At 64.5% G+C, this 22,630-nt stretch carries 20 protein-coding genes; 10 read left to right on the forward strand and 10 right to left on the reverse strand.

Annotated elements, in window-relative coordinates; translation table 11 throughout:
* The first annotated feature begins 78 nt into the window (after positions 1-78).
* The 4 genes from AAGT95_RS20720 (at position 79) to AAGT95_RS20735 (ending at position 3,340) form a co-directional block, all read left to right on the forward strand.
* On the forward strand, positions 79-363 hold the full coding sequence (locus AAGT95_RS20720) for a YciI family protein (protein ID WP_110598541.1): 285 nt from the start codon (positions 79-81) through the stop codon (positions 361-363).
* 151 nt (positions 364-514) lie between these two features.
* Positions 515-1,615: a branched-chain amino acid aminotransferase gene (locus AAGT95_RS20725; protein ID WP_110598542.1), complete on the forward strand. Its 1,101-nt coding sequence runs from the start codon at positions 515-517 to the stop codon at positions 1,613-1,615.
* Positions 1,616-1,743: 128 nt separating this feature from the next.
* Positions 1,744-2,484, forward strand: a complete 741-nt coding sequence (locus AAGT95_RS20730) for an SDR family oxidoreductase (protein ID WP_110598543.1) — start codon at positions 1,744-1,746, stop codon at positions 2,482-2,484.
* A 424-nt stretch (positions 2,485-2,908) separates the two neighbouring features.
* Positions 2,909-3,340 (forward strand): DNA polymerase III subunit chi, encoded by a 432-nt coding sequence (locus AAGT95_RS20735; RefSeq protein ID WP_110598544.1) that lies wholly within the window; start codon positions 2,909-2,911, stop codon positions 3,338-3,340.
* Positions 3,341-3,378: 38 nt separating this feature from the next.
* On the opposite strand, the gene AAGT95_RS20740 is transcribed toward AAGT95_RS20735, so the two are convergent.
* Positions 3,379-5,016 (reverse strand): methyl-accepting chemotaxis protein, encoded by a 1,638-nt coding sequence (locus tag AAGT95_RS20740; RefSeq protein WP_110598545.1) that lies wholly within the window; start codon positions 5,014-5,016, stop codon positions 3,379-3,381.
* 270 nt (positions 5,017-5,286) lie between these two features.
* On the opposite strand from AAGT95_RS20740, the gene AAGT95_RS20745 reads away from it, so the two are divergent.
* From AAGT95_RS20745 to AAGT95_RS20755, 3 genes are all read left to right on the forward strand, one after another.
* On the forward strand, positions 5,287-8,142 hold the full coding sequence (locus AAGT95_RS20745; RefSeq protein WP_110598546.1) for a valine--tRNA ligase: 2,856 nt from the start codon (positions 5,287-5,289) through the stop codon (positions 8,140-8,142).
* A gap of 165 nt (positions 8,143-8,307) precedes the next feature.
* The gene (locus AAGT95_RS20750) at positions 8,308-9,018 is read left to right on the forward strand and encodes a phosphatase PAP2 family protein (protein ID WP_157958353.1); all 711 of its coding nucleotides are present in this window, start codon (positions 8,308-8,310) and stop codon (positions 9,016-9,018) included.
* A gap of 13 nt (positions 9,019-9,031) precedes the next feature.
* Positions 9,032-9,748: a phosphatase PAP2 family protein gene (locus AAGT95_RS20755; protein WP_240612297.1), complete on the forward strand. Its 717-nt coding sequence runs from the start codon at positions 9,032-9,034 to the stop codon at positions 9,746-9,748.
* Positions 9,749-9,810: 62 nt separating this feature from the next.
* Here the strand turns inward: AAGT95_RS20755 and AAGT95_RS20760 are convergent, their stop codons facing one another.
* The gene (locus AAGT95_RS20760) at positions 9,811-10,863 is read right to left on the reverse strand and encodes a GGDEF domain-containing protein (RefSeq protein WP_157958183.1); all 1,053 of its coding nucleotides are present in this window, start codon (positions 10,861-10,863) and stop codon (positions 9,811-9,813) included.
* 373 nt (positions 10,864-11,236) lie between these two features.
* On the opposite strand from AAGT95_RS20760, the gene AAGT95_RS20765 reads away from it, so the two are divergent.
* On the forward strand, positions 11,237-11,638 hold the full coding sequence (locus tag AAGT95_RS20765; protein WP_110598549.1) for a DoxX family protein: 402 nt from the start codon (positions 11,237-11,239) through the stop codon (positions 11,636-11,638).
* 9 nt (positions 11,639-11,647) lie between these two features.
* Here the strand turns inward: AAGT95_RS20765 and AAGT95_RS20770 are convergent, their stop codons facing one another.
* The 3 genes from AAGT95_RS20770 to AAGT95_RS20780 form a co-directional block, all read right to left on the reverse strand.
* Complete coding sequence (locus tag AAGT95_RS20770; RefSeq protein ID WP_110598550.1) at positions 11,648-12,334, reverse strand: uracil-DNA glycosylase family protein; 687 nt, start codon at positions 12,332-12,334, stop codon at positions 11,648-11,650.
* A 64-nt stretch (positions 12,335-12,398) separates the two neighbouring features.
* Positions 12,399-12,872 carry a TspO/MBR family protein gene (locus AAGT95_RS20775; RefSeq protein WP_110598551.1) on the reverse strand — a complete coding sequence of 158 codons (474 nt, stop codon included), beginning with the start codon at positions 12,870-12,872 and terminating at the stop codon, positions 12,399-12,401.
* 4 nt (positions 12,873-12,876) lie between these two features.
* Positions 12,877-13,317 (reverse strand): VOC family protein, encoded by a 441-nt coding sequence (locus AAGT95_RS20780; protein WP_110598552.1) that lies wholly within the window; start codon positions 13,315-13,317, stop codon positions 12,877-12,879.
* Positions 13,318-13,490: 173 nt separating this feature from the next.
* Here AAGT95_RS20780 and AAGT95_RS20785 point away from each other — a divergent pair, with 173 nt between their 5' ends.
* Complete coding sequence (locus AAGT95_RS20785; protein WP_110598553.1) at positions 13,491-14,516, forward strand: metal-dependent hydrolase; 1,026 nt, start codon at positions 13,491-13,493, stop codon at positions 14,514-14,516.
* Positions 14,517-14,581: 65 nt separating this feature from the next.
* On the opposite strand, the gene AAGT95_RS20790 is transcribed toward AAGT95_RS20785, so the two are convergent.
* The 3 genes from AAGT95_RS20790 to metE form a co-directional block, all read right to left on the reverse strand.
* Positions 14,582-15,190, reverse strand: a complete 609-nt coding sequence (locus AAGT95_RS20790) for an FMN-dependent NADH-azoreductase (RefSeq protein WP_110598554.1) — start codon at positions 15,188-15,190, stop codon at positions 14,582-14,584.
* A gap of 161 nt (positions 15,191-15,351) precedes the next feature.
* Positions 15,352-16,140: a C-type lysozyme, inhibitor gene (locus AAGT95_RS20795; protein WP_110598555.1), complete on the reverse strand. Its 789-nt coding sequence runs from the start codon at positions 16,138-16,140 to the stop codon at positions 15,352-15,354.
* A 284-nt stretch (positions 16,141-16,424) separates the two neighbouring features.
* Entirely contained in the window at positions 16,425-18,713 is a 2,289-nt protein-coding gene (gene metE / locus AAGT95_RS20800; RefSeq protein ID WP_342595010.1) for a 5-methyltetrahydropteroyltriglutamate--homocysteine S-methyltransferase, read from the reverse strand.
* 125 nt (positions 18,714-18,838) lie between these two features.
* Here metE and AAGT95_RS20805 point away from each other — a divergent pair, with 125 nt between their 5' ends.
* The gene (locus tag AAGT95_RS20805) at positions 18,839-19,768 is read left to right on the forward strand and encodes a LysR family transcriptional regulator (RefSeq protein ID WP_110598557.1); all 930 of its coding nucleotides are present in this window, start codon (positions 18,839-18,841) and stop codon (positions 19,766-19,768) included.
* Between the two features lie 48 nt (positions 19,769-19,816).
* Here AAGT95_RS20805 and AAGT95_RS20810 read toward each other — a convergent pair whose 3' ends face one another.
* Both AAGT95_RS20810 and AAGT95_RS20815 read right to left on the reverse strand, forming a co-directional pair.
* Entirely contained in the window at positions 19,817-21,454 is a 1,638-nt protein-coding gene (locus AAGT95_RS20810) for an ATP-binding protein (RefSeq protein WP_110598558.1), read from the reverse strand.
* Between the two features lie 283 nt (positions 21,455-21,737).
* On the reverse strand, positions 21,738-22,457 hold the full coding sequence (locus tag AAGT95_RS20815) for a response regulator transcription factor (protein WP_110598559.1): 720 nt from the start codon (positions 22,455-22,457) through the stop codon (positions 21,738-21,740).
* Positions 22,458-22,630 lie beyond the last annotated feature (173 nt).

The raw sequence follows: 22,630 nt of genomic DNA on the forward strand, positions 1-22,630 counted from the left end.
TCACGAACCGGGCGACTCACGCCCGGTTCGTCGTTCAGAGCATCACCGACACTCCCCTCTCAACAAGGAAAATCCGACGTGTTCATCGTTTCGCTCTCCTACAAGGTGTCGATCGACCAGGTCGAGGCGCACCTCGAAGGCCACATCGCCTGGCTGAAAGACGCCTATCAGCGCGAGATAGTGGTGGCATCGGGACGCAAGGTGCCACGGACCGGTGGCGTTCTGCTCGCGCGCGGGGACCGTGCCACGCTCGAGGCGTGCCTGGCCGAGGATCCGTTCAAAATCCACGATCTTGCCGAGTACGAGATCGTCGAATTCGAGCCGTCCCTCACGGCGCCAGGCCTGGAAGGGCTGCTGGAATAAGCCGCTATCCGCCACTACCCACACCAACGCTTTGCATGCTAATTTGGATGGTCCGCTGCCTGGGGTCCCGGGCAGTTTTCAACCGAGGTCGTCGACCGCCTGCCGCCCCGCTCGCGTGGTCAGGCATCATGGACTGTCAGGAGAAGTCGCAGTGTCCACTTCAGGTTTCGAAGCCCGCCTTTCCTCCAACCCTCTCGATGCCACGCTGCGCAACGAGATTCTTGCCAACCCGGGCTTCGGCCGCTACTTCACCGACCATATGGTACACGTACGCTGGACCAAGTCGGACGGTTGGCAGCGTGGCGAGATTCGCCCCTACGGACCGCTGCTGATCGACCCGGCTTCACCGGTGCTGCACTACGGCCAGGAGATCTTCGAGGGCATCAAGGCCTACCGCCATGCCGACGGCTCGGTCTGGACCTTCCGCCCGGAGAAGAACGCGGCGCGCTTCCGCGCTTCCGCCCGCCGCCTGGCCCTGCCGGAACTCGATGACGAGACGTTCCTCGGATCGCTCAGAACGCTGGTCGCCCAGGATGCCGACTGGGTGCCGACCCCGCGGAACGACACCGAGGAGTGCAGCCTCTACCTGCGTCCGTTCATGATCGGCAACGGCAAGTCGCTCGGCGTGAAGCCCGCCGCCGAGGTCGACTACTACCTGATCGCCTCGCCCGCCGCGTCCTATTTCAAGGGCGGTGGCAAGCCGGTCTCGATCTGGCTCTCCCAGCACTACAATCGTGCCGCGCCCGGCGGTACCGGCGCCGCCAAGTGCGGGGGCAACTACGCGGCTTCCCTGCTGGCCCAGGCCGAGGCCGAATCCCATGGCTGCGACCAGGTCGCGTTCCTCGACGCCGCGGAGAACAAGTGGATCGAGGAGCTGGGCGGCATGAACCTGTTCTTCGTCTACCGCGATGGCCGTCTGGTCACGCCCGCGCTGACCGGCACCATCCTCGAAGGCGTCACCCGCGACTCGATCCTGGAACTGGCCCGCGACGAAGGCCTCACGCCGGAGGAGCGCCCGATCAGCATCGACGAGTGGCGTGAAGGCGTCGCCAGTGGCGACATCGTCGAGGTGTTCGCCTGCGGCACCGCCGCCGTGATCACCCAGATCGGCCAGTTGCTGACCGAGGAAGACCGGATCGTGACGCCGGCCACCGATGGGGAGCCGGTCAGCGCGAAACTGCGCAAGCGACTGCTCGACATCCAGTACGGTCGCAGCGAGGACACCCGCGGCTGGCTGATGCAATTGGCCTGATGCGAGTGGCCCGGTTTCGTCCTAAGCTGCTGTAAGCACTGGATCGCTCGCCGGTCCCGAAACGACCGCCCTCCGGCGGTCGCTTCGTCTGGAGAGCCTCGACGCCCATTGATGAAAAGGATGATGCAATGAAACCCGTGATGATCATCACCGGTGCCGGCCGCGGCATTGGCGCCGCTACCGCGATCATGGCCGCCCAGAAAGGCTACGCCGTGGCCGTGAACTATCGCAGCGACAAGGCTTCCGCCGACAAGGTGGTCGCCGAGATCGAATCCGATGGCGGCCGCGCCATCGCGGTTCAGGCCGACGTGGTCGACGAAGCCGCCATCGTCGCCATGTTCGAGACGGTCGATCGTGAGCTGGGCCGGGTCGACGTACTGGTCAACAACGCCGGGGTGGTCGACCAGATCAGCCGCGTCGACGAGATGAGCTTCGCGCGTGTCGACCGGATGATGAAGATCAACGTGGTCGGGCCCTTCGTCTGTGCCCGCGAGGCGATCAAGCGCATGTCCACCCGCCACGGCGGCAACGGCGGCGCCATCGTCAACGTCGGCTCCGCCGCCTCGCACCTCGGCGGCGCTGGCGAGTACGTCGACTACGCCGCCTCCAAGGGCGCCATCGACACCATGACCGAAGGCCTGGCCAAGGAGGTCGCCGGCGAGGGCATCCGCGTCAATACCGTGCGCCCCGGGGTGATCCGCACCACCATTCACGCCAGCGGCGGCAACCCGGACAAGCCCGATGTCGCCGGTGAGGTGATCCCGATGGGCCGGATCGGCGAGCCGGAAGAGATCGCCAACGCGGTGCTGTGGCTGGCCGAAGCCGGGTTCACCACCGGGGCGCTGATCGACGTCGACGGCGGCGTCTAGAAGAGGTCGGGCCTGCGCGAGCGACTGGCTTTGTTGCACGCCGCGTGCGGGCCTCGCCTAACCCCTGTTATATCTCGTTCCTCACGCGCCGCGCACCTAGCCACTCATCTCGCTCGGCGCCGACTCAGCGAGAAGATGCTGAAGCTAGCTCGCTCGATCGCTCGGGTTCGCTTGCGAGCACTCATCTCGCTCGGCGCCGATTCAGGTAACATTGGTAACTCGCAACCTGGGCTCTTAGCTCTTAGCTCTTAGCTCTTAGCTCTTAGCTCTTAGCTCGTAGCTCTTAGCTCGTAGCTCGTCGCTCGTCGCTCGTCGCTCGTCGCTCGTCGCTCGTCGCTCGTCGCTCGTCGCCCAGATTGTCTTTCTTCCCGCTTCCAGGCGCGAAGCGCCGCTCTTACCGCTTACAGCTCCCCGAAGGGGATTTATGACCAAAGTCGATTTCTACATCCTGCCGGATACCACGCTGGAAGCCCGGCTGACCTTCGCCTGTCGACTGGCGGAGACGATCTATCGCAAGGGTTACCAGCTGCATATCCACACCCAGGACGAAGCCATGGCTCGCGAGCTCGACGAGCTATTGTGGACGTTCCGCGAGGATAGCTATGTCCCGCACCGGGTCGCGGGAGACGAGATGGACCCTGCCCCACCGGTCACCATCGGCTGGGAAACCGTGCCGGAACCGGGCGTGCAGGCGATGCTCAACCTGAACGACGAGATCCCCGAGTGGTTCTCGCGGCTGGAGCGCGTCGCCGAGATCATCAACCAGCATCAGGATGTGCTGCGCACCAAGCGCGCCTGCTGGAAGACCTACAAGGATCGGGGGTACCGGGTCGAGGCGCACAAGCTGGGGCAGTGAGCCCCAGCCTGGCGCCGGCCTCACGAAGAGGATGTGATCTACAGCTTGAAGATCCGAATCGCCTCGCGCAGTGCTACCGATCGCTCCCGCAGGGCATCCGCCATGCTCGAGGTCTGCTCGACCAGCGCGGCGTTCTGCTGAGTGGTCTGGTCTAGCTGGGATACGGCGTCGTTGATCTGCTCGATACCACCGGTCTGCTCCAGTGCCGCATTGGCGATCTGGTCGAACAGCGTGTCGATCTCGCGGATCTGGCCGTCGATTTCCTGCATCTGCGCCTTGGCATCGTTGACTCGCGTTGCGCCGGTGGCCACCTGCGCGCTGGAGGTCTCGATCAACCGCTTGATATCCTGCGCGGCCGTCGCCGAGCGGTTGGCCAGCTGCCTCACCTCACCGGCCACCACCGCGAAACCGCGTCCATGCTCACCGGCACGAGCCGCCTCAACCGACGCATTCAGTGCCAGGATGTTGGTCTGGAATGCGATGTTGTCGATCAGGCCGATGATCTCGGTGATCTGACTGGCGCCTTGGCGGATCTCCTGCATCGACTCCACCGCGCCGAGAATCGCCCGCTGGCCGGTCTGCGAGGTCTCTCCGGTCAGCTCTACCAGCGCACGGGCACGCTTGGCGTTATCAGCGCTGTGACGGGTCGTCGCGGTCATCTCCTCCATGCTGGTCGAGGTCTGCTGGAGCGCCGCGGCCTGCTCCTCGGTGCGCGATGCCAGCTCCTGATTGCCGGCCGCGATCTCCTCGGCGCCCTGGCCAACGTCCAGACTCGACGCCTGGATATTCCCCACGGCCGCTCGCAGGCGATCCCGCATGCGCTGGATATCTCCCAGCAGGCTGTGCGCGTACCGACGATCCAACGCGATATCGACACCCAGATCGCCTCCGGCGATACGCTCCACCACGCCGGCGGTGTAGGCCGGCTCGCCACCGAGACGGCGCAGCACCCGAGCGATCATGAACCAGAAAGCGATCGTCACCAGAGCGCCGGCAACGAGGCTGACGAGTGCCGAACGCAGCAGTTGCGCCATGACATGAGCGTCGACGTCGCCCATGAAGACACCACTGGCCGCGTAGACGCCCCAGGGTTTGAAGGCTTCCACGAACGAGTGAACGCGTGGCTGCGCCGACGCGCCACGGGCGAAGTTGGAGCGATAGTCGACGAAGCCCTGACCGCTGGCCCGCGCCGCCTGGATCATATCGACGAAGATCAGCTTGCCGGTGGGGTCCGTCGCCTTGGACACGTCCTGGCCCTGCTCACGCTTGGGATGGGCACGGATATGCAGATCGTCACCGAAGACGTAGATGTAGTTGTCACCGCCCTCGAATCGGATCTCCCGAATGGCGTCGAACGCCTGCGCCTGTGCCTCGGCGTCACTGATCTCGCCGCGTTCGACGCGCTGCCGGTAATGCGCCATCAATGACACCGACATCTCCACTGCGGTCATCATGCGCTTCTCGCGCTCCTCGATCAGCGCACTACGCATCTGCAACGCATTGGTGACCAGCATCGCGATCAGGATCAGCCATAGTACGGCGATGCCGATCCATCGCTGCCGGCGCAGCGACACGCCCCTTCGCGTCGTGCCATCGGCCGGCGGTGCGACGTCACTCCTGCCCGCCTCTCGTTCGATGCCGCCCGCTGCAGCCTGATATTCCGTTGCCTGGTTCATGTACTATCGAATGCTCCCTGTCATCTATCCAGCCATCACATACGACTAAAGTCGTATGACGAAGCGGCTTTATCGTCCCGAGAGCAGGGAGATTGAGTTTTGTTGCTAAATAAAGCGGCTCCCTGACGCCACCCTTGCTCAAGCGTTATAATCCCCGCCATTTTCGCGACGCCACGCCTCGATCCAGCTCCGGGATCCTGCAATCCCGGCCCGGGAGCCGAGGCGCGGCGACTGCCATCGACACCGATTGCCGAGCCCGATATAGCCGCCATGGACAAGACCTACCAACCCGATCAGATCGAAACCCGCTGGTACGAGAGCTGGGAAACCAACAACCGTTTCGCCCCGAGCGGTCAGGGCGAGCCGTTCTCGATCATGATCCCGCCGCCCAACGTGACCGGCAGCCTGCACATGGGCCACGCCTTCCAGGACACGATCATGGACACGCTGGTGCGCTGGAAGCGCATGCGCGGCAACAACACCCTGTGGCAGGTGGGAACGGATCACGCCGGCATCGCCACCCAGATGCTGGTGGAGCGCAAGCTGGCCGCGGAGACCGGTCAGACGCGTCACGACCTGGGGCGCGAGGCGTTCATCGACAAGATCTGGGAATGGAAGGAAGAGTCCGGCGGCCATATCACCCGCCAGTTGCGCCGCATGGGCGCCAGTGTCGACTGGAGCCGCGAACGCTTCACCATGGACGACGGCTTCTACAAGGCGGTGCAGGAGGTCTTCGTCAAGCTGTTCGACGAGGGCCTGATCTATCGCGGCAAGCGCCTGGTCAACTGGGACCCGACCCTGCATACCGCGATCTCCGATCTGGAGGTGGAGAACCGCGAGCAGCAGGGCCAGTTCTGGCACTTCCGCTATCCGCTGGCCGACGGCGTCACCACCGCCGACGGCAGGGACTACCTGGTCGTCGCCACCACCCGTCCGGAGACGCTGCTGGGTGACACCGGCGTGGCGGTCAATCCGGAAGATCCGCGCTATGCGTCGCTGATCGGCAAGTACATCGAACTGCCGCTGGTCGGCCGCCGCATCCCGGTGATCGCCGACGAGCACGCCGACATGGAGAAGGGTTCGGGCTGCGTCAAGATCACCCCGGCCCACGACTTCAACGACTACGAGGTCGGCAAGCGCCACGACCACGCGCTGATCAACGTCTTCTCGCAGGACGCGACCATTCTCGAACGCGCCGAGGCGTTCGACCTGCAAGGACGTCCGCTGCCGGACGTCGACGTCACGCTGCCTGCCGCCTACGCGGGGCTGGATCGCTACGTCGCACGAGAGCGCATCGTCGCCGACATGGAAGCCGCCGGGCTGCTCGAGCAGATCGAGACGGTCACCAACACCCTGCCCTACGGCGACCGTTCCGGCGATGTGATCGAGCCGCTGCTGACGGACCAGTGGTTCGTCGCCGTCGAGAAGCTGGCCAAGCCGGCCATCGAAGCGGTGGAGAACGGCGACATCGAGTTCGTGCCCAAGAACTACGAGAACATGTACTTCGCCTGGATGCGCGACCTGCAGGACTGGTGCATCTCCCGCCAGCTGTGGTGGGGCCACCGCATTCCCGCCTGGTACGACGCCGAGGGCAACATCTTCGTCGCCCGCACCGAGCAGGAGGCCCGCGAGAAGTACGCCATCGCCGACGGGGTGACCCTGACCCAGGACGACGATGTGCTCGACACCTGGTTCAGTTCCGGGCTGTGGACCTTCGGCACCCTGGGCTGGCCCGAGAAGACGCCGGAGCTCGAGACCTTCCACTCCACCAGCGTACTGGTGACCGGCTTCGACATCATCTTCTTCTGGGTCGCCCGGATGATCATGCTGACCGGCCACTTCACCGGCCAGGTGCCGTTCAAGACCGTCTATGTCCACGGCCTGGTGCGCGACAGCCAGGGCCAGAAGATGTCCAAGTCCAAGGGCAACGTGCTCGATCCCATCGATCTGATCGACGGCATCGACCTCGAGACACTGGTGGCCAAGCGCACCGGCAACATGATGCAGCCGCAGAAGGCTCGCGCCATCGAGAAGGCCACCCGAGCCGAATTCCCGGAGGGCATCGAGGCCCACGGCACCGATGCCCTGCGCTACACCTTCCTGTCGCTGGCCACCACCGGTCGCGACATCAAGTTCGACATGGGCCGCCTCGACGGCTACCGCAACTTCTGCAACAAGCTGTGGAACGCCTCCCGTTACGTACTGATGAACGCCGAGGACCAGGATGTCGGCCTCGGCGGCGAGAGCGTGGCGCTGTCGCTGGCGGATCGCTGGATCATCTCCCGTCTGCAGCAGACCGAAGCGCAGGTCACCAGAGCGCTGGAAGAGTATCGTTTCGACCACGCCTCCCAGGCGCTCTACGACTTCGTCTGGAACGAGTACTGCGACTGGTATCTGGAGCTCTCCAAGCCGGTACTGTGGGACGAGAACGCCTCGGCGGAGGCCAAGCGCGGCACCCGCCGCACCCTGGTACGTGTGCTCGAGGTGATTCTGCGCCTGGCGCATCCGATGATGCCGTTCATCAGCGAAGAGATCTGGCAGCGCGTGGCGCCCCTGGCGGGCACGGCATCCGCCGCGGAAGCGACGAGCCTGATGATCCAGCCGTGGCCGGAGGCGGACCCCTCGCGCATCGACGAGCAGTCCATTCGCGACATCGAGTGGCTCAAGGGGGTGATCGTCGCGGTGCGCAACATCCGCGCCGAGATGAACATCGCCCCCGGCAAGCCGCTGGATGCGCTGTTGACCAAGGGCGTCGCCGGCGACCGCGAGCGCCTCGCCGCCAACCGGCTGTTCCTGGCCAAGCTGGCCAAGCTGGAGAGCGTGACCTGGCTCGACGATCCGGCCGAGGCGCCCCTGTCCGCCACCCAATTGGTGGGCGACATGGAAGTGCTGGTACCGATGGCCGACCTGATCGACAAGGAGGCCGAAATGCAGCGGCTGGCCAAGGAGATCGACAAGCAGGACAAGCTGATCGTCGGCATCGAGAAGAAACTCGGCAACGAGAGCTTCACCGCCAAGGCACCCGAGGCAGTGGTCGAGAAGGAGCGCGGCAAGCTCAAGGAGTATCTGGCGGCGCGCCAGCACCTGGTCGAGCAGCGCAACAAGATCGCCGAACTCGACGGCTAGGCACGTTCTACCTCGCGCGAGTCAGGCGCCGGCCCTACCCAGGGGCCGGCGTCTTTTCGTTCAAGCCGATGGAAAGAGCGGCGGCGAGTCGGGACCAGTTTAGAAACACTGTTCCTTATGTATGGCTTAAATTATAATGGCGAAAAGTCACACCGAGCCTTCGTCATGGATATTCGCCGAATCCTCTTCTACAACCTGCTCGCCCTCGTGCTGGTCATCAGTTGGTGGCTCCCGACCGTACTGTTCTGGACCCGGCTGGACGACGACGTGTTTTTCTTCTTCAACCAGTTCATAGGCCCCGTCTACCCCCACTGGACGGAACTCCTGGCGGTTCTCAACACCCGCGCGTTCGACAAGATCCTGTTCGGCGTGTTGCTGGGGATTCTGTGCATGGCCATGCTTCGCGACCGCAACGGCGGGTGGCCGAAGTGGCTGGCCATTGGCCTGGTCATGTCCGCCGTTGCCGCGACGCTCGGTGCGCTATTGCACGAGCACCTGCTGATGGTGCGCCCCAGCCCGACGTTGTGGCACGGCCAGGTCAACCTCCTGAGCGATTACACCTCGCTCCACGCCAAGGATTCGGCATCCGACAGCTTCCCGAGCGATCACGGGCTGATGGCGATGGTCTTCGCCAGCTTCATGCTGCGCTTCGCCGACCGGCTGACGGCAGCGCTGGCCGTCACCCTGACGGGCCTGGTCACGCTGCCGCGAATCATGGTCGGCGCGCACTGGGTCAGCGATGTCTACCTGGGATCGCTGGCGATCGCCCTGGTGGTCCTGCCCTGGGTACTTTGCAACGCCTGGATCGTGCGGCTGATCGGCGCCATGGCAGCGGCATTCGACACCCTCTATCGGCGCCTTCGCCCGAGCCACTAACAAGGAGTTGGTCATGACACCGACGCGGATAGATCTCAAACGCATCATCGCCTTCAACCTGACCGGCCTCGCGCTGCTGCTGAGTTGGGCACTACCCCACGGGCTACCCTGGACCGACCTGGACGACAAAATCTTCTGGGCTTTCAACCAGTGGATCACCCCCGAGAACGGACTCTGGAACGATACGCTGGCGCTGCTCAACACGCGCTTCTTCGATGCCGCGTCGTTCGGCGTCATGGGCGTACTGTTTGCCATCGCCATGCGCCGCGATCCGCGACCCGACCGGGTGCGTCGCTGGTTCGGCATCGGCGTGACGATGCTGCTGACCGCCGGCATCATCGCGGTGGTCACCAACAAGGCGATCACCTACGGGCATCCCAGCCCGACACGCTTCTTCGAACATGCCGCCCACCTGACGGATATCGTCTCGATCCCCACCAAGGATTCGGCGTCGAACAGTTTCCCCGGCGACCATGGGCTGATGTTGATGATCTTCGCCGGATTCATGCTGCGCTTTGCCGATCGCCGCACGGCCGGCTGGAGCGTGGCCTTCGTGATGCTGCTGAGCGCCCCCAGGATCATGGTCGGCGCGCACTGGTTCAGCGATGTCTACATGGGCGCGCTCAGCATCGCGCTGCTTGCTCTGCCCTGGGTCCTGTGCACGCCGGTGGCGACCAGCGTGACGACGCTCGTCCAGCGCGGGCTGTCACGCCTGCCACTGCCCCACTGACCGCTCACCGGCCCGCGGTTGGAACGAAGCGCTTCCCTCCGGCGCTGCGGCGGCGATTCCCTTCAGACGCGGTCCGTCTCCAGCGCCCGCTCGACCCCCTGGGCGAGGCGCTGCGAGTTTCGCGACGTCGCGGCGCCGGCATGCCCCTCGGCCACCACTTGATCTCGCCCGGCGGACTTGGCGGCATAGAGTCGCCGATCGGCCAGTTCGATCAGTTCCCGCAGATGCAGGGCCTCGTCGGCAGTGGCGATTCCCATCGATAGCGTGACTGGCAGCTCGATACTGTCGAGTCGGCAGGGATTGCGCGCCAGTCGATTGCGCATGCGCGTGGCGGCTTCGATGCCCTGGCGCTTGCCGGCACCGGGCAACAGGATCAGGAACTCCTCCCCGCCGACCCGCCCGACGCTGTCGTCACTGCGCAGCGTCTCCCGCAGCAGGGTGGCCAAATGGCGCAGAACGGCGTCGCCGGCAGAGTGTCCATGGTTATCGTTGATCTCCTTGAAGCGGTCGGCATCCACTAGCACCAAGGCAAACTCGCGATGGGTCTTCCAGTAGAGGGAGGCCCGTTCGAAGATCGCACGCCGATTGAGCACCCGCGTCAGCGAGTCATGCATGGCGTCACGCCGATAGCGATGCTCGTGGTAGTCGGTGATCGCCAGCATGCGCAGAATCACGATGCATAGCATGGTGAAGACCAGCCCCAGACCCAGTTCGGCAAGAAACATGTCGATGCCGGAAGCCTGACGGGGTGCGCCAGGCAACGGGGGCAGATGGAGGACACCAAGAGAAAACGTGACGAGGCAGCCGGTCGCGATGATCTTGGTGCGACGACGAAGGTCGGCAAGCATCATTTCGACTTCGGCAAACAGGAGAAAGTAGATCAGACTGGCCTGGTTGGCGGTGACGACGGCACCGACAATGACGAAAACGAGAAACGCGCCCAGCTTGACCGCCAGCGCGGTCGCCACGAACAGGCGACGATGCAGCACCAGTGCCACCACGTAACCGGCAAGACAGGCCAGATTGAGCCAACCGAGGACCGGGCGGCCGACGAGAAACAGCACAGGCGCGATCATCGACTGCGCACATAGTGCCAGCAGATAGATCTCGGCCATGATCTCGAAACTTCTCCGACGCTCCGCCGGGAGGGAATCGGGCGCTTCGGTGCATTTCCGCCAAAGGGAGAAGAACTGGCTCCGCATTTACGACTCGTTGTTGTGTTTGGGTAGGACCCTTCTACGAGCACTTTGCTCGGGCCAGCGCCAGAAAAAACCCCGGCCCGGCGGGCCGATGCTCCCCCCTCACCGAAGAATCGGCACAAGTATCACCGTTTTCGACGACAGAGGACATTGTCAGAATCGCCATCGCCAACGTAGTCCATCGCTTACAAAAAGATACCAATATCCCCGCGCCACGAATCCAGCGCAAGTTCTGTTAGCCTATGCGCGCCAATAAGGCACTGGAACCTTGGACAATACGGAACTCCCTATGCGCTTCCTGCAAAACGATGATCTGGGCAAGCTTCTGCTGCGCCTGTGCGTTGGCGTCCTGATACTGCTGCATGGCATCAGCAAGCTGATGGATCCGACCAGTCTCAACGGGATTGCCCATCAGCTATCGGGCATGGGCCTCCCCTCCTTCGTCGCCTACGGCGTTCTGGTCGGCGAGATCGTCGCCCCGCTGATGGCGATCGTCGGCTGGCAAGCGCGGATTGGCGGGTTGCTGATGGCGGTCAACATGATCGTGGCACTGATACTGGTCCACATGTCGCAACTGTGGACGCTCAATAGCCAGGGGGGATGGACGCTGGAGCTGCAGGGCATGTTCCTGTTCGGCGCCCTGGCGATCATGTTCCTGGGGAGTGGGCGTATGGCGGCCCGCCCGGACTAGCCAAGCCGGTCAGGCCCCGAGCGCCGACAGCCGCCGGTCCAGCAGCTCGGGAAAGCGCTTGAACCAGCGCTGGTTGAGCGGCGAGGGGTGCGGAAGCGGTGCGAGGGTGAAGTGGCGGGTTCCGCCGGTCGGTAGCGTCAGCGCCGTGACACAGGTCGCGGTAAAACGATCCTCGCGGGCCCAGAAAGCCTCCAGCCCATCGCGCACCTCGCGCGATTGGCCGATACCGAACCACAGGAAGGCTTCCCGTCCGAGTGTGATCACCTGATCGCCAGACCACTGCTGCGCCAGCAGTGCCGCTATCAGCGGCTGGAAGCGCCGCTTCACCGCCATTGGCCAGGCCTTGTTGCCCAGCGGCTTGTAGGGGACGGTATTGATCCAGAACAGATCCTCCCCCACCTCCAGCGAGGATTCGAAATCCGGCAACGCTCGTCCGTGGCGATGTCGATAGAGCGCGTCGCGAACCTTCTGCCCTCCGGCGCCGACGAACGGCTGCCCCATCTCGACCTCTTTCCTGCCGGGATCGCGGCCGAAGATGGCCAGCTTGGCTTCTCTGGGCCCCAAACCGACGATCGGCGCCAGAGGGTCACGATCGTAGTGGTGATAGACCTCTCGATCCAGCCGCTCGAGCCCGGCCGCCTCGCGGCGCATCGCGGCCTCGATATCGGCAGGCAGCGGTCGTGTCGGCTGGGTCATGGTGACGGCTCCAGGGGTCTGTCGAGATAACGCCGATCGATGGCGGCCACGGGACGGCGCGATATCAGTCCCATGGCGCGTTGAGTATCAGTACGCCCGCGTTGAGATAGGCGGCGAAGCTCACCCATATCAAATAGGGCACCAGCAAGCCGGCCGCGAAGCGTGAATGGCGCGAGAACGTCACGATCGTCCATACGATCAGCCCCCACAGCAGCAGCAGGTCGAGCAGACCGATCAGCATCCAGTGGGCGGCGAAAAACAGCCACGACCACACGCCGTTGGCGACCAGTTGCAGCACGAACGGTGCCAAGGCGGACCAACGTCCACCCTGGGGCACCGCCAGCGTCACTTTCGTCGCCGCGACCGCCATCATCAGGTAGAGCAGCGTCCAGGCCATCGGAAACAGCCAATCCGGTGGCGTCAGGGGCGGCTTGGCCAGCGCCGCATACCACTCGCCGGGTGGGGCGAGGATGCCGCTGCTGGCAGCGATCGCCACCAGCAGCAGCCAGCCGAGAAAGATACGCGTCGAGCGATTCACGGCGTCACCAGCTACCGGTGTTTTCCATCGAAGCCCACGGCTCCTTCGGTGCCTGCGCCTCGCCCTTCTGGAGCAGTTCGATCGAAATGCCGTCGGGAGAGCGCACGAAAGCCATGTGTCCGTCCCGCGGCGGCCGATTGATGGTCACGCCACCCGCCTGCAGCTTTTCGCAGAGGGCGTAGATATCGTCGACCCGATAGGCCAGGTGGCCGAAATTGCGACCGCCGGTGTAGGTTTCCGGATCCCAGTTGTAGGTCAGCTCGACCATCGGCGACTGCTCGGCCTTGGCGCGTGGCGTGTCATTGGGCGTGGCCAGGAAAACCAGTGTGAAACGCCCCTTCTCGCTCTCCTTGCGTGACACCTCCTGCAGGCCCAGCAAGTCGCAATAGAAGTGCAGCGACGCGTCGAGATCGGCGACGCGAACCATCGTATGCAGGTATTCCATGGATTTGTTCCTGATTCGTCAGTGAGTTGGACCATCCCATGGTAGACCACCGCCGTCGATCGGTGAATGACGCCTCGCTGGTTACGTTCGAGTCGACGCGGCGGCCAACCTCGCACACACTGCGACGTTCGGCAGATGCCGTCACTCTCGACCGCCCATGATAGGGACATCGTATGGACTCCGTTACCCAAGCCTGCCTGGGCGCCGCCATCGGCGGCGTGGTCATGCCTCGACTCGGCCGGCGTGCGCTGCTGATCGGGGCCGCCCTCGGCACCCTGCCGGACCTCGACGTGCTGATCGATTATGGCGACGCCGTTGCCGACTACACCCGGCATCGCGGCTTCAGTCACTCGCTGATCGTGCTGACCGGCATCGCGACGCTTTTCGCCGGGCTCGCCGCACGCTGGTCGCGCACGCGCGAGATCGCCTCCTTCCAGCACTGGTGGTGGCTGTTCACCCTCTGCCTAACGACGCATCCGTTGCTCGATGCCTTCACGACCTATGGCACCCAGCTGCTGTGGCCGCTGCCGCTGCGACCGATCAGTTGGCACACCCTGTTCATCATCGACCCGCTCTACACGCTTCCCCTGCTGATCGGGGTGATCGTGTTCGCCATACGTCCCAGCACCCAACGGCTGCTGGCCGCGATGCTGGGGCTGTCATGCCTCTACATCGGTTTCAGCCTGGCGGCCCAGGCGTTCGTCGAGCAACGGCTCGCGCCTCTCCTGGCCCAACGGGGCATGAGCGGCGACCCCATCCTGGTTCAGCCAGCCCCCCTGACCACCCTGCTCTGGCGCGTCACCGTCATCCATGACGGCGCGGCCTACGAAGGTTGGGTCAGCCTGCTGGACGGCGATGCCCCGCCGACGCTGGCACCCTGGCCACTGGGGGATGAATGGCGACGGGCTGCGCAGCGGACTCGGGATGGCCAGCGCCTCGCCTGGTTCAGCGGCTCGTTCCTGCGTTACGAAACCCGCCGCGAGGCGGGCAGAGAGAGGCTCCTGGCCACCGACATTCGCCTGGGCGTGCCGGGTGCCCACCCGTTCACCTTCTCGATTGCCGAGCGCGGGGATGACGGCCAGTGGCAGCCCGTGACCAGCGAGCGCGTGGGTTCGGCCCGTCCGGACCGGGCCGTCATGCAGCGGCTGCTGGCGCGAATCACCTCGCCCCAGGTCGAGCCGATCACCGCGCCCGACTGAAACGAGAGCCGCCCGCTACATCGGTAGCGGGCGGCTCGGGTCGACGCTGGAACGAGGTCCGACGATCAGAAATGCGAGTCGACGTAGTGGCCGATCGCCTGCTTGGCTTCGGTCAGGGATTGATGCTTGCGATCGTCGCCCATGTTAAGGCCTTCGGCGTAGATGGCGTCGACCTCCTTGATGCCGATCAGGCCCAGCATGTGCCTGAGGTGTGGCGTTTGCGAGTCCATCTCGGTGCCGGCGTACATGCCCCCGCGGGCGGCCAGAATCAGCGCCGACTTGCCCTCCAGCAGCCCCACCGGGCCGTTGGCGGTGTACTGGAAGGTCTTGCCAGCGCGCAGGATACGATCGAACCATGACTTGAGCTGACTCGGAATGCCCAGATTGTAGAGCGGCACCGCCAGCACCAGCACATCGCAGGCATCGACCTCGGACAGCAGTTCGTCGGACACCTGAGCCAGTTGCCGCTGCTCGTCACTGCGCTCGGAGGGATCGGTCATCCAGCTCGTCATTTCGGCACCGGTCAGGTGGGGCAGCGGCTGCTCCACCACGTTGCGCTCGGTCAACTCGACGTCCCGCCCCTGCAAGGCGGCCTTGAACGATGCCGCCAGCGCTCGGGACTGGCCAGCCTCGCCGAAGAGGGAACTGGTGATGAGAAGAACACGTCGTGTCATGAAGCCGTCTCCATTATTGAAGTCACACCCAACCAAGATGCCGTCGATGAGCGGCAAGCGTTGCAGGGATTATTCGTTGCACTTCATGAAATGAAAACCGCTAAAAATAGCATCAACCTTTCGACAATTTCGTTCGTTCTCACATTCATGGCGCTGGTCGCTCAGCGGCTGGCTTCCACGCCCTGCCCGCAGCCCTGGAACTCGCGAGCCCCGTAGCGCAGCGTCACCTTGACCGGCCACGGCTGGCCACTCATGTCATCGAAGCAGGCGCCGGCGCGAAGATCGAGTTCCATGGGATATCGGCCGCTGTCGCTGACCAGCACCATGCGCGCATCGCCTCCGTTCTTCACCGAGGCGACCCGGTAGTCGAACGTATCGGTAGCCTGGCCATAATCGGACACCAGCGTCAGCGAATGGCTGTTGCGATCCAGCGAGACGTTCCAGCCGGGCTCGTTGCCGCTGGCGTAGAAGATGGTGTCGGGATGCGCCTTGCGCGTCGTCGTCTGGCGCTCGCTGGCCAGCGTGCAGACCAGCCGGCCGTTATCGCTCTCGACCCGGGCATCACGCCCCTGGCGCCAGAACGACACCCCGCCGAGCTGGTAGCGGGAGCCGGCGCCCACCACGGCGCTCGGCAGTTCGGTCTCCCCCAGCGCGGTCCACAACCGCAGTCGCCGATCATCGGGCGTGGTGGTGACCAGATCCTGGGATGGGGTACAGCGCCAGGCAGTGAACGTCTCGCCACCGTCGGCGAAGAAGGCACTCGGCATCAGCGGCGACTTGAGCGCAGCCAGGCCCGCCGACGGCGCGGTGGACTTCACCCCCTGCTGAGCGCCACCGGCACAGGCCGTGAGCAGCAGCGACGCGGCCGACAGGGCCAGCCAGCGAACCGATGGGCGATAACGACGGATGAGGGCGCGGCGGTCTTTGCCAGCCTGGAGCGCATTGGGCATGAGCAAGGTTCCCGAGAGATGTCTGGACACGAAGAGAGTGTTTACCAAAGGGCTGCGCTCGACAATGCGGCGTTGAAATTGACCTCAAAGTACTCATTTACGCCCGGTAAATTCCGCTTTCTCGTCCAATTTCGCCTTGCCTTGTCTTCGCTCGCCTGTTTTGTGAACACCCTCTGATAGCCGTCATAAAAAAGCGCCGCGGGATCGCCCCGCGGCGCAACGTTCAGCCTAACATGCCAGGCGCGCTGGCGGGCCAAACCATGAACCCGTTCATCGCGCGACGCTCATGCGTAGCGCTTGCGCAGCTCGCGGGCCGCTTCGGCCATGTTGGCCAGCGCGGGCTCCACTTCCGCCCAGCCGCGCGTCTTGAGACCGCAGTCCGGATTGACCCAGAGTCGCTCGGGCGCAATCTTCTCCGCAGCCTTGGTCATCAGGTCGACCATCCAGGCGCGCTCGGGGATGTTCGGCGAGTGAATGTCGTAGACGCCGGGCCCGATCTCGTTGGGGTAGTCGAAGTCCTGGAACGCATCCAGCAGCTCCATGTCCGAACGCGAGGTCTCGATGGTGATGACGTCGGCATCCATGGCCGCGATGGCGCCGATGATGTCGTTGAACTCGGCGTAGCACATGTGGGTGTGGATCTGGGTCTCGTCGGTGGCGACGGCAGCGCTCAACTGGAAGCACTCCACCGCCCAGTCGAGATACGCCTGCCACTCGGCCTGGCGCAGCGGCAGACCCTCCCGCAGTGCAGGCTCGTCGATCTGAATGATCGCGATACCCGCGCGCTCGAGGTCGGCGACTTCATCGCGCAGGGCCAGCGCGATCTGCCGGCAGGTCTCGGCGCGCGGCTGGTCGTCGCGCACGAACGACCACTGCAGAATGGTGACCGGTCCGGTCAGCATGCCCTTCATCGGCTTGTCGGTGAGCGACTGGGCATACTGGCTCCAGCGCACCGTCATCGCCGCTGGCCGCTCCACGTCGCCGAAGATCACCGGCGGCTTGACGCAGCGTGAACCGTAGCTCTGCACCCAGCCGTTCTGGGTGAAGGCAAAGCCATCGAGCTGCTCGCCGAAGTACTCGACCATGTCGTTACGCTCGGCCTCGCCGTGTACCGGCACATCGAGCCCGAGCTGCGCCTGGCGCTCGACGACCATTGCAATCTCCTCCCGCATGCGGGCTTCGTAATCGGCCAGGTCGAGGATCCCCTTCTTGAAGTCGCGGCGTGCCGCGCGAATCTCCTGGGTCTGCGGGAAGGACCCGATCGACGTGGTCGGGAACAGCGGCAGGGCGAGACGCTCCCGCTGCGCGCTGGCGCGTACCGCGTAGACGTTGCCACGGCGCGTGTCGGCAGCGCTCACCTTGGCCAGACGCTCGGCGACCCGAGGCTTGTGGATGCGCCGCGACGCTCGGCGCGCCGCCAGGGCCTGGCTGGCCTCCTCCACCCGCTGGCGATCCGTCGCCGTCTCGGTGCCATCGAGCACGTGGGCGAGCGTCACCACCTCGCCGAGCTTCTGCCGCGCGAAGGCCAGCCAGCTCTTCAGCTCGGGATCGAGTCCGGTTTCGTTGTCCAGGTCGACGGGGACGTGAAGCAGCGAGCAACTCGGCGCCAGCCACAGGCGGTCGCCCAGGCGAGCCTTGGCGTCCGCGAGCTCGCCGGCAAGTCGGGTGAGATCGGCACGCCAGATGTTGCGGCCATCGATGGCGCCTACCGAGAGCACCTTGTCGGATGGCAGCCTGTCGAGCACCGCGCTCAGCTGCTGCGGCGCCCGCACCACATCCACGTGCAGCCCCTCCACCGGCAGCGCGACGGCCAGCCCCAGATTGTCGCCGAGCCCGCCGAAGTAGCTTGCCACCAGCAGCTTGACCGGTGTCGACTGGAGCGTGGCGTAAGCCGATTCGAAGGCGCGCTGCCAGTCGCTGGGCAAGTCCTGCACCAGCGCCGGCTCGTCGAGTTGCACCCATTCGACGCCTGCGCTCGCGAGGCGACCCAGAATGTCGCTATAGGTCGCGACGAGCTCGTCGAGGAGCGAGAGACGTTCGAGCCCGTCGCTCTTGGCCTTGGCCAGCCACAGCCAGGTTACCGGGCCGGTCAGCGCCACCTTGACGGGATGGCCTTCGGCCCGGGCTTCCGCGACCTCGTCGAATAGCCGCTCGCTGGCAATGCAAAACGTCTGTCCCTGGTATAGCTCCGGCACCAGATAGTGGTAGTTGGTATCGAAATACTTCGTCATCTCGCAAGCCGCTGCCGGCTCGCCGCTGGGCGCGCGGCCACGTGCCATCCGAAAGCTGGTGTCGAGATCGACCTCGCCGCCGGTGCGGCCGAAGCGCGGCGGAACGGCGCCGATCATCACCGAGACGTTGAGCACCTGGTCGTAAAAGGCGAAGTCCCCCACCGTCACCAGGTCCAGGCCTGCATCGACCTGATCCTGCCAGTGCGTTTTGCGAAGGCGCGTACCTTCCCGCTCGAGTCCATCGCGGTCGAGTTCGCCTTTCCAGTAGGCTTCGACGGCTTTCTTCAGTTCGCGATGGGCACCGATTCTCGGGTAGCCCAGGGTATGCACCGGCGTGGTCATGTGTAGGGTCTCTCAGAGTTAGCGGTTAGAATGGTGAAGATGATGGCTTGGCGGGCAGTGTCCCCGGCGATATATCCTGAATCAAACGCGTTTATCTAATCCTCAACGTGAGCAGAATTCATAGCATGCTCGAACTTCGCCACCTCCGCACGCTGATCGCCCTGCGCGATACCGGTTCCCTCGTCGAGGCGGCGGAGCGCGTCCACCTGACCCAATCGGCGCTGTCCCACCAGATCAAGGATCTGGAGTCGCGTCTCGGCATGCCGCTGTTCACGCGCAAGACACGTCCGGTGTCGTTCACGCGCGCCGGGGAGCGCCTGCTGACACTGGCCGAACAGGTTCTGCCTCAGTTGCGTCTGGCGGAGCGGGACCTGGCTCGGCTGGCGGGACACGAACAAGGGCGCCTGCACATGGCGATCGAGTGCCACAGCTGCTTTCAGTGGCTGATGCCGACGGTCGACCACTTTCGCAATCACTGGCCGGAAGTCGAGGTCGACATCCCCAGCGGCCAGAATTTCGACCTGCTGCCCGGCCTGACCCGCGAAGTTCTCGATCTGGTCATCACCGACAATCCCGAGCCGCTGCCGGGCGTGCACTACGAACCGCTGTTCCGCTACGAAGGCTTGCTGGCAGTGGCCAAGCAGCACGCCCTGGCGACCCGAAGCTGGGTCGAGCCATCGGACTTGATCGAGGAGACGCTGATCGTCTACCCGGTGGACCACTCCCGGCTGGACGTCTTCACCCAGTTTCTGGACCCGGTCAGCGTGCGGCCGAAGGAGATCCGCAGTGCGGAGCTGACGGTGATGATGATGCAGCTGGTAGCCAGCGGGCGCGGCGTCTGCGCCCTGCCCAACTGGGCACTGACCGAGTATCTGGAGCGCGACTACGTCAAGGCGCTGCCGCTGGGCAAGGAAGGGGTATGGAGCACGCTGTATGCGGCGATCCGGGAGGAGAATCTGGCGCTACCGTGGATGGAGGACTTCATTCGTACCGCCAGAGACACGTCGTTCGCGGTACTGAACGGGATCAAGCCGGCGGGCGCGGAGCCCACCTGAGCCACGAACCACGGTGCGGACGCCGAAGCGCGTGCCGGCGCTGGCTCGTCAGGACGACTCCTCCTCGTCGAAGTTCAGCGGGTGAATCGCCTCCCGCCCATGGAGCGGTAGCAGCAAGCTGAACCGGGCGCCCCCCAGGCTGGCACTGCGATCGACCACGACATTGCCACCGTGCCAGGCCATGATCTTCTGCACGATGGAGAGCCCCAGCCCGTAGCCGCCGGAGCGGCGGGTGCGGCTGTCGTCCAGCCGGGCGAATGGCTTGAAGATGGCAATCCGCTTCTCTTCCGGCACCCCCGGACCATCGTCCTCGACATCGATCCGGACAGCCCTCGGCTCGCGGTGGATCGTCACCATGACCCGGGATTCGGCATGGCGGCAGGCATTGGCGACCAGATTCTGTACCGCACGCTGCAGGTAGCGCGGCTCCGCTTCCACCTCGAGCTCCTCGCCATCGACGACGCCGAGTTCGAGGTGCGGATGCAGCGGGCTCAGCGTATCCAGCACTCGCCAGGCAACCGCCCGGCACTCCATGCTCTCCGTCTTGAGCGTGACGCCTTGCGCGTTCTCGCTGTCGAGCTTGGCATAGGTGAGGATCTCGTCGATCAGCCGGTCGAGCTCGGAAATGTCCTCGTCGATGCCCGCCAGCTGGCGCTGGGCGCTTTCATCCTTGCTGAGATCCTCGAGCATCTGGACCGCGAAGCGAATGCGGGCCACCGGCGTGCGCAACTCGTGGGAAACGGCACGGATCATCTCCTGCTGGCTGCGCAGCAGCGACTGGACCTGGGCGGCCATGCCATTGAGCGCCATGCCCAGGCGACCGACGAAGTCGTTGCTGTCGACCCGCACCCGCGAGTTGAGATGCCCGGCGGCAATCCTCGTCGCGGCGCGCTCCAGCCGCCCCACGCGCCCTTCGACACTCCAGACGATGAGATAGATGGCTCCCGCCAGGGTCAAGAGCACCATGATCAGCAGCGCCAGCGCCAGCGACAGCGGCATCGATTCGAAACTGGGCAGCGGACCGATTCGCAACCAGCGATCCGGGCCGACTCGGGCGTGGATATAGAGCGCGCTGAGGCCCGTTTCGAGACGCACCACCACCTCGCCGGCGTCGAGGCGCGTCGCCTGGATGGGGTCGACATCCGTCGGTGGCGCGGTGTAGAGACCGAGTGGCACGTGGAACTGCTGTTTGACCCGCTCGAAGCGACGGGCCTGGATCTCGTCCGTCTCGCCGCTCAGCCAGCTTCGCAGCACTTCGGTGATGCCGCGCAGCTGCATCTCGTTGAGACTGTTGATGCGTGCCGCCAGCACCCATTGGGAGTTCGGCAACTGATAGAGAGAGCGCCAGCCCTTGTCGGTCGACTCGATGACGGGGCGGTTCTCGCGCAAGCGGGCTCGCTCGAAGTAGTTGAGCGAGAGCTCGTCGAGCTTGAACAGCCCCAACGGCATGCCCAGTGTCGATGCCATCGATGCCAGCCAGTCATTTCGCTGCGCCAACGGTTGGCGAGAGACGAGATCGGAAAGCAGCGCCAGCGGACCGCTGACGAGATTCTCCCGATAATGTTCCTGGCGCACCTTGTCGACCATCAGGAAACCGAGCAGCACCAGCGCGAAGGTGATGACCAACGCCGCCAGCAACGACACGTAGAACCGAAAGAATGTGCTGTCGGTAAAGGAACGACGCATGTTGAATCTCGCGCGGCAATCGGCTTCGTGGATGGCCAGAAGGCTAGTTTCGCCCGTCTCCGCGAAGAGACGGGGGCCTGCTGCAGGAGGCGATCGATGTCCGCCATGCGGCACCCGTGGCCCCGCGCTCGGCCGGCGTCGCGACGACTCGCCTATCGCCCCTGCCTGGCGTGGCCGGCCGAGCGACGGTAGTCGTGATCGCGAAGCTACTGACCGCAACAGCCCGGCAACCTGCCGGTTTCACGGCCCAGGAGAACCGAGCGGACACCGTGATCGGTTCGCTTCAGCTATCCCTGACGAATAGATACCCCTTGCTCCGCACGGTCTTGATGCGATGGGGGTGGTTGGGGTCGTCACCGATCTTGGGACGAATACGCGAGACGCGCACGTCGATGGAGCGATCCTGTCCATCGTATTTGATGCCGCGCAGCTGGGAAAATATCTCTTCCCGGGTCAGCACGCGGCCGGCGTTGTCGGCCAGCAGCCAGAGGAGGTCGAACTCGGCGCTGGTGAGATCGACCCGCTCCTCCTCCAGCCAGGCTTCGCGAGTGGCGCTGTCGATGACCAGGTTGTCGAAGGTCAGGCGGGTCGCTCCACTGGAGGAGACCAGGCTGTCGGCGCGGCGCATCAAGGCCCTCATGCGCGCCAGCAGAACCCTGGGCTGAACCGGCTTGGGCACGTAGTCGTCGGCGCCCATCTCCAGGCCGAGGACCTGATCCATGTCGTCGGTGCGCGCGGTCAGCATCAGGATGGGGCCGGCATAGTGCGGTCGCGCCCGCCGGCAGATGGACAGACCATCCTCGCCGGGCAGCATCAGATCGAGGATCACCATGTCCGGCTGCTCCTCGACGATACGCTCCACGCCGTGCGCGCCATCATGCTCCAGCCCGACCTGGAACCCGTTGGCCTCCAGATACTCACGCGTCAGATGTGCCAGACGCTCGTCGTCTTCGATGATCAATACGCGATCTTGATGTGCAGTGCTGTCCAAGCTGTCATCCATCCCTTTGAGTTGGCCTCGAAACCCTGCATACCGATATTCATTTATTATGTGGCGGCTCACGGCAATCACGATTCACGCAACTGCATTATGGCTTGCCATCATGATACTGCTGTCTCTGAAAACCGACTTCGAAAACAAAGACTGACGCTACGCTTAAAAACAGAACATAGCGA

It is taken from the genome of Salinicola lusitanus (assembly GCF_038648475.1).
Lineage (GTDB): Bacteria > Pseudomonadota > Gammaproteobacteria > Pseudomonadales > Halomonadaceae > Salinicola > Salinicola lusitanus.

Coding starts and splice junctions, on each gene's coding strand:
- AAGT95_RS20730 (WP_110598543.1), top strand. CDS start 1,744: ATGAAACCCGTGATGATCATCACCGGTGCCGGCCGCGGCATTGGCGCC.
- AAGT95_RS20735 (WP_110598544.1), top strand. CDS start 2,909: ATGACCAAAGTCGATTTCTACATCCTGCCGGATACCACGCTGGAAGCC.
- AAGT95_RS20740 (WP_110598545.1), bottom strand. CDS start 5,016: ATGAACCAGGCAACGGAATATCAGGCTGCAGCGGGCGGCATCGAACGA.
- AAGT95_RS20745 (WP_110598546.1), top strand. CDS start 5,287: ATGGACAAGACCTACCAACCCGATCAGATCGAAACCCGCTGGTACGAG.
- AAGT95_RS20750 (WP_157958353.1), top strand. CDS start 8,308: ATGGATATTCGCCGAATCCTCTTCTACAACCTGCTCGCCCTCGTGCTG.
- AAGT95_RS20755 (WP_240612297.1), top strand. CDS start 9,032: ATGACACCGACGCGGATAGATCTCAAACGCATCATCGCCTTCAACCTG.
- AAGT95_RS20760 (WP_157958183.1), bottom strand. CDS start 10,863: ATGGCCGAGATCTATCTGCTGGCACTATGTGCGCAGTCGATGATCGCG.
- AAGT95_RS20765 (WP_110598549.1), top strand. CDS start 11,237: ATGCGCTTCCTGCAAAACGATGATCTGGGCAAGCTTCTGCTGCGCCTG.
- AAGT95_RS20770 (WP_110598550.1), bottom strand. CDS start 12,334: ATGACCCAGCCGACACGACCGCTGCCTGCCGATATCGAGGCCGCGATG.
- AAGT95_RS20780 (WP_110598552.1), bottom strand. CDS start 13,317: ATGGAATACCTGCATACGATGGTTCGCGTCGCCGATCTCGACGCGTCG.
- AAGT95_RS20785 (WP_110598553.1), top strand. CDS start 13,491: ATGGACTCCGTTACCCAAGCCTGCCTGGGCGCCGCCATCGGCGGCGTG.
- AAGT95_RS20790 (WP_110598554.1), bottom strand. CDS start 15,190: ATGACACGACGTGTTCTTCTCATCACCAGTTCCCTCTTCGGCGAGGCT.
- AAGT95_RS20795 (WP_110598555.1), bottom strand. CDS start 16,140: ATGCCCAATGCGCTCCAGGCTGGCAAAGACCGCCGCGCCCTCATCCGT.
- metE (WP_342595010.1), bottom strand. CDS start 18,713: ATGACCACGCCGGTGCATACCCTGGGCTACCCGAGAATCGGTGCCCAT.
- AAGT95_RS20805 (WP_110598557.1), top strand. CDS start 18,839: ATGCTCGAACTTCGCCACCTCCGCACGCTGATCGCCCTGCGCGATACC.
- AAGT95_RS20810 (WP_110598558.1), bottom strand. CDS start 21,454: ATGCGTCGTTCCTTTACCGACAGCACATTCTTTCGGTTCTACGTGTCG.
- AAGT95_RS20815 (WP_110598559.1), bottom strand. CDS start 22,457: ATGGATGACAGCTTGGACAGCACTGCACATCAAGATCGCGTATTGATC.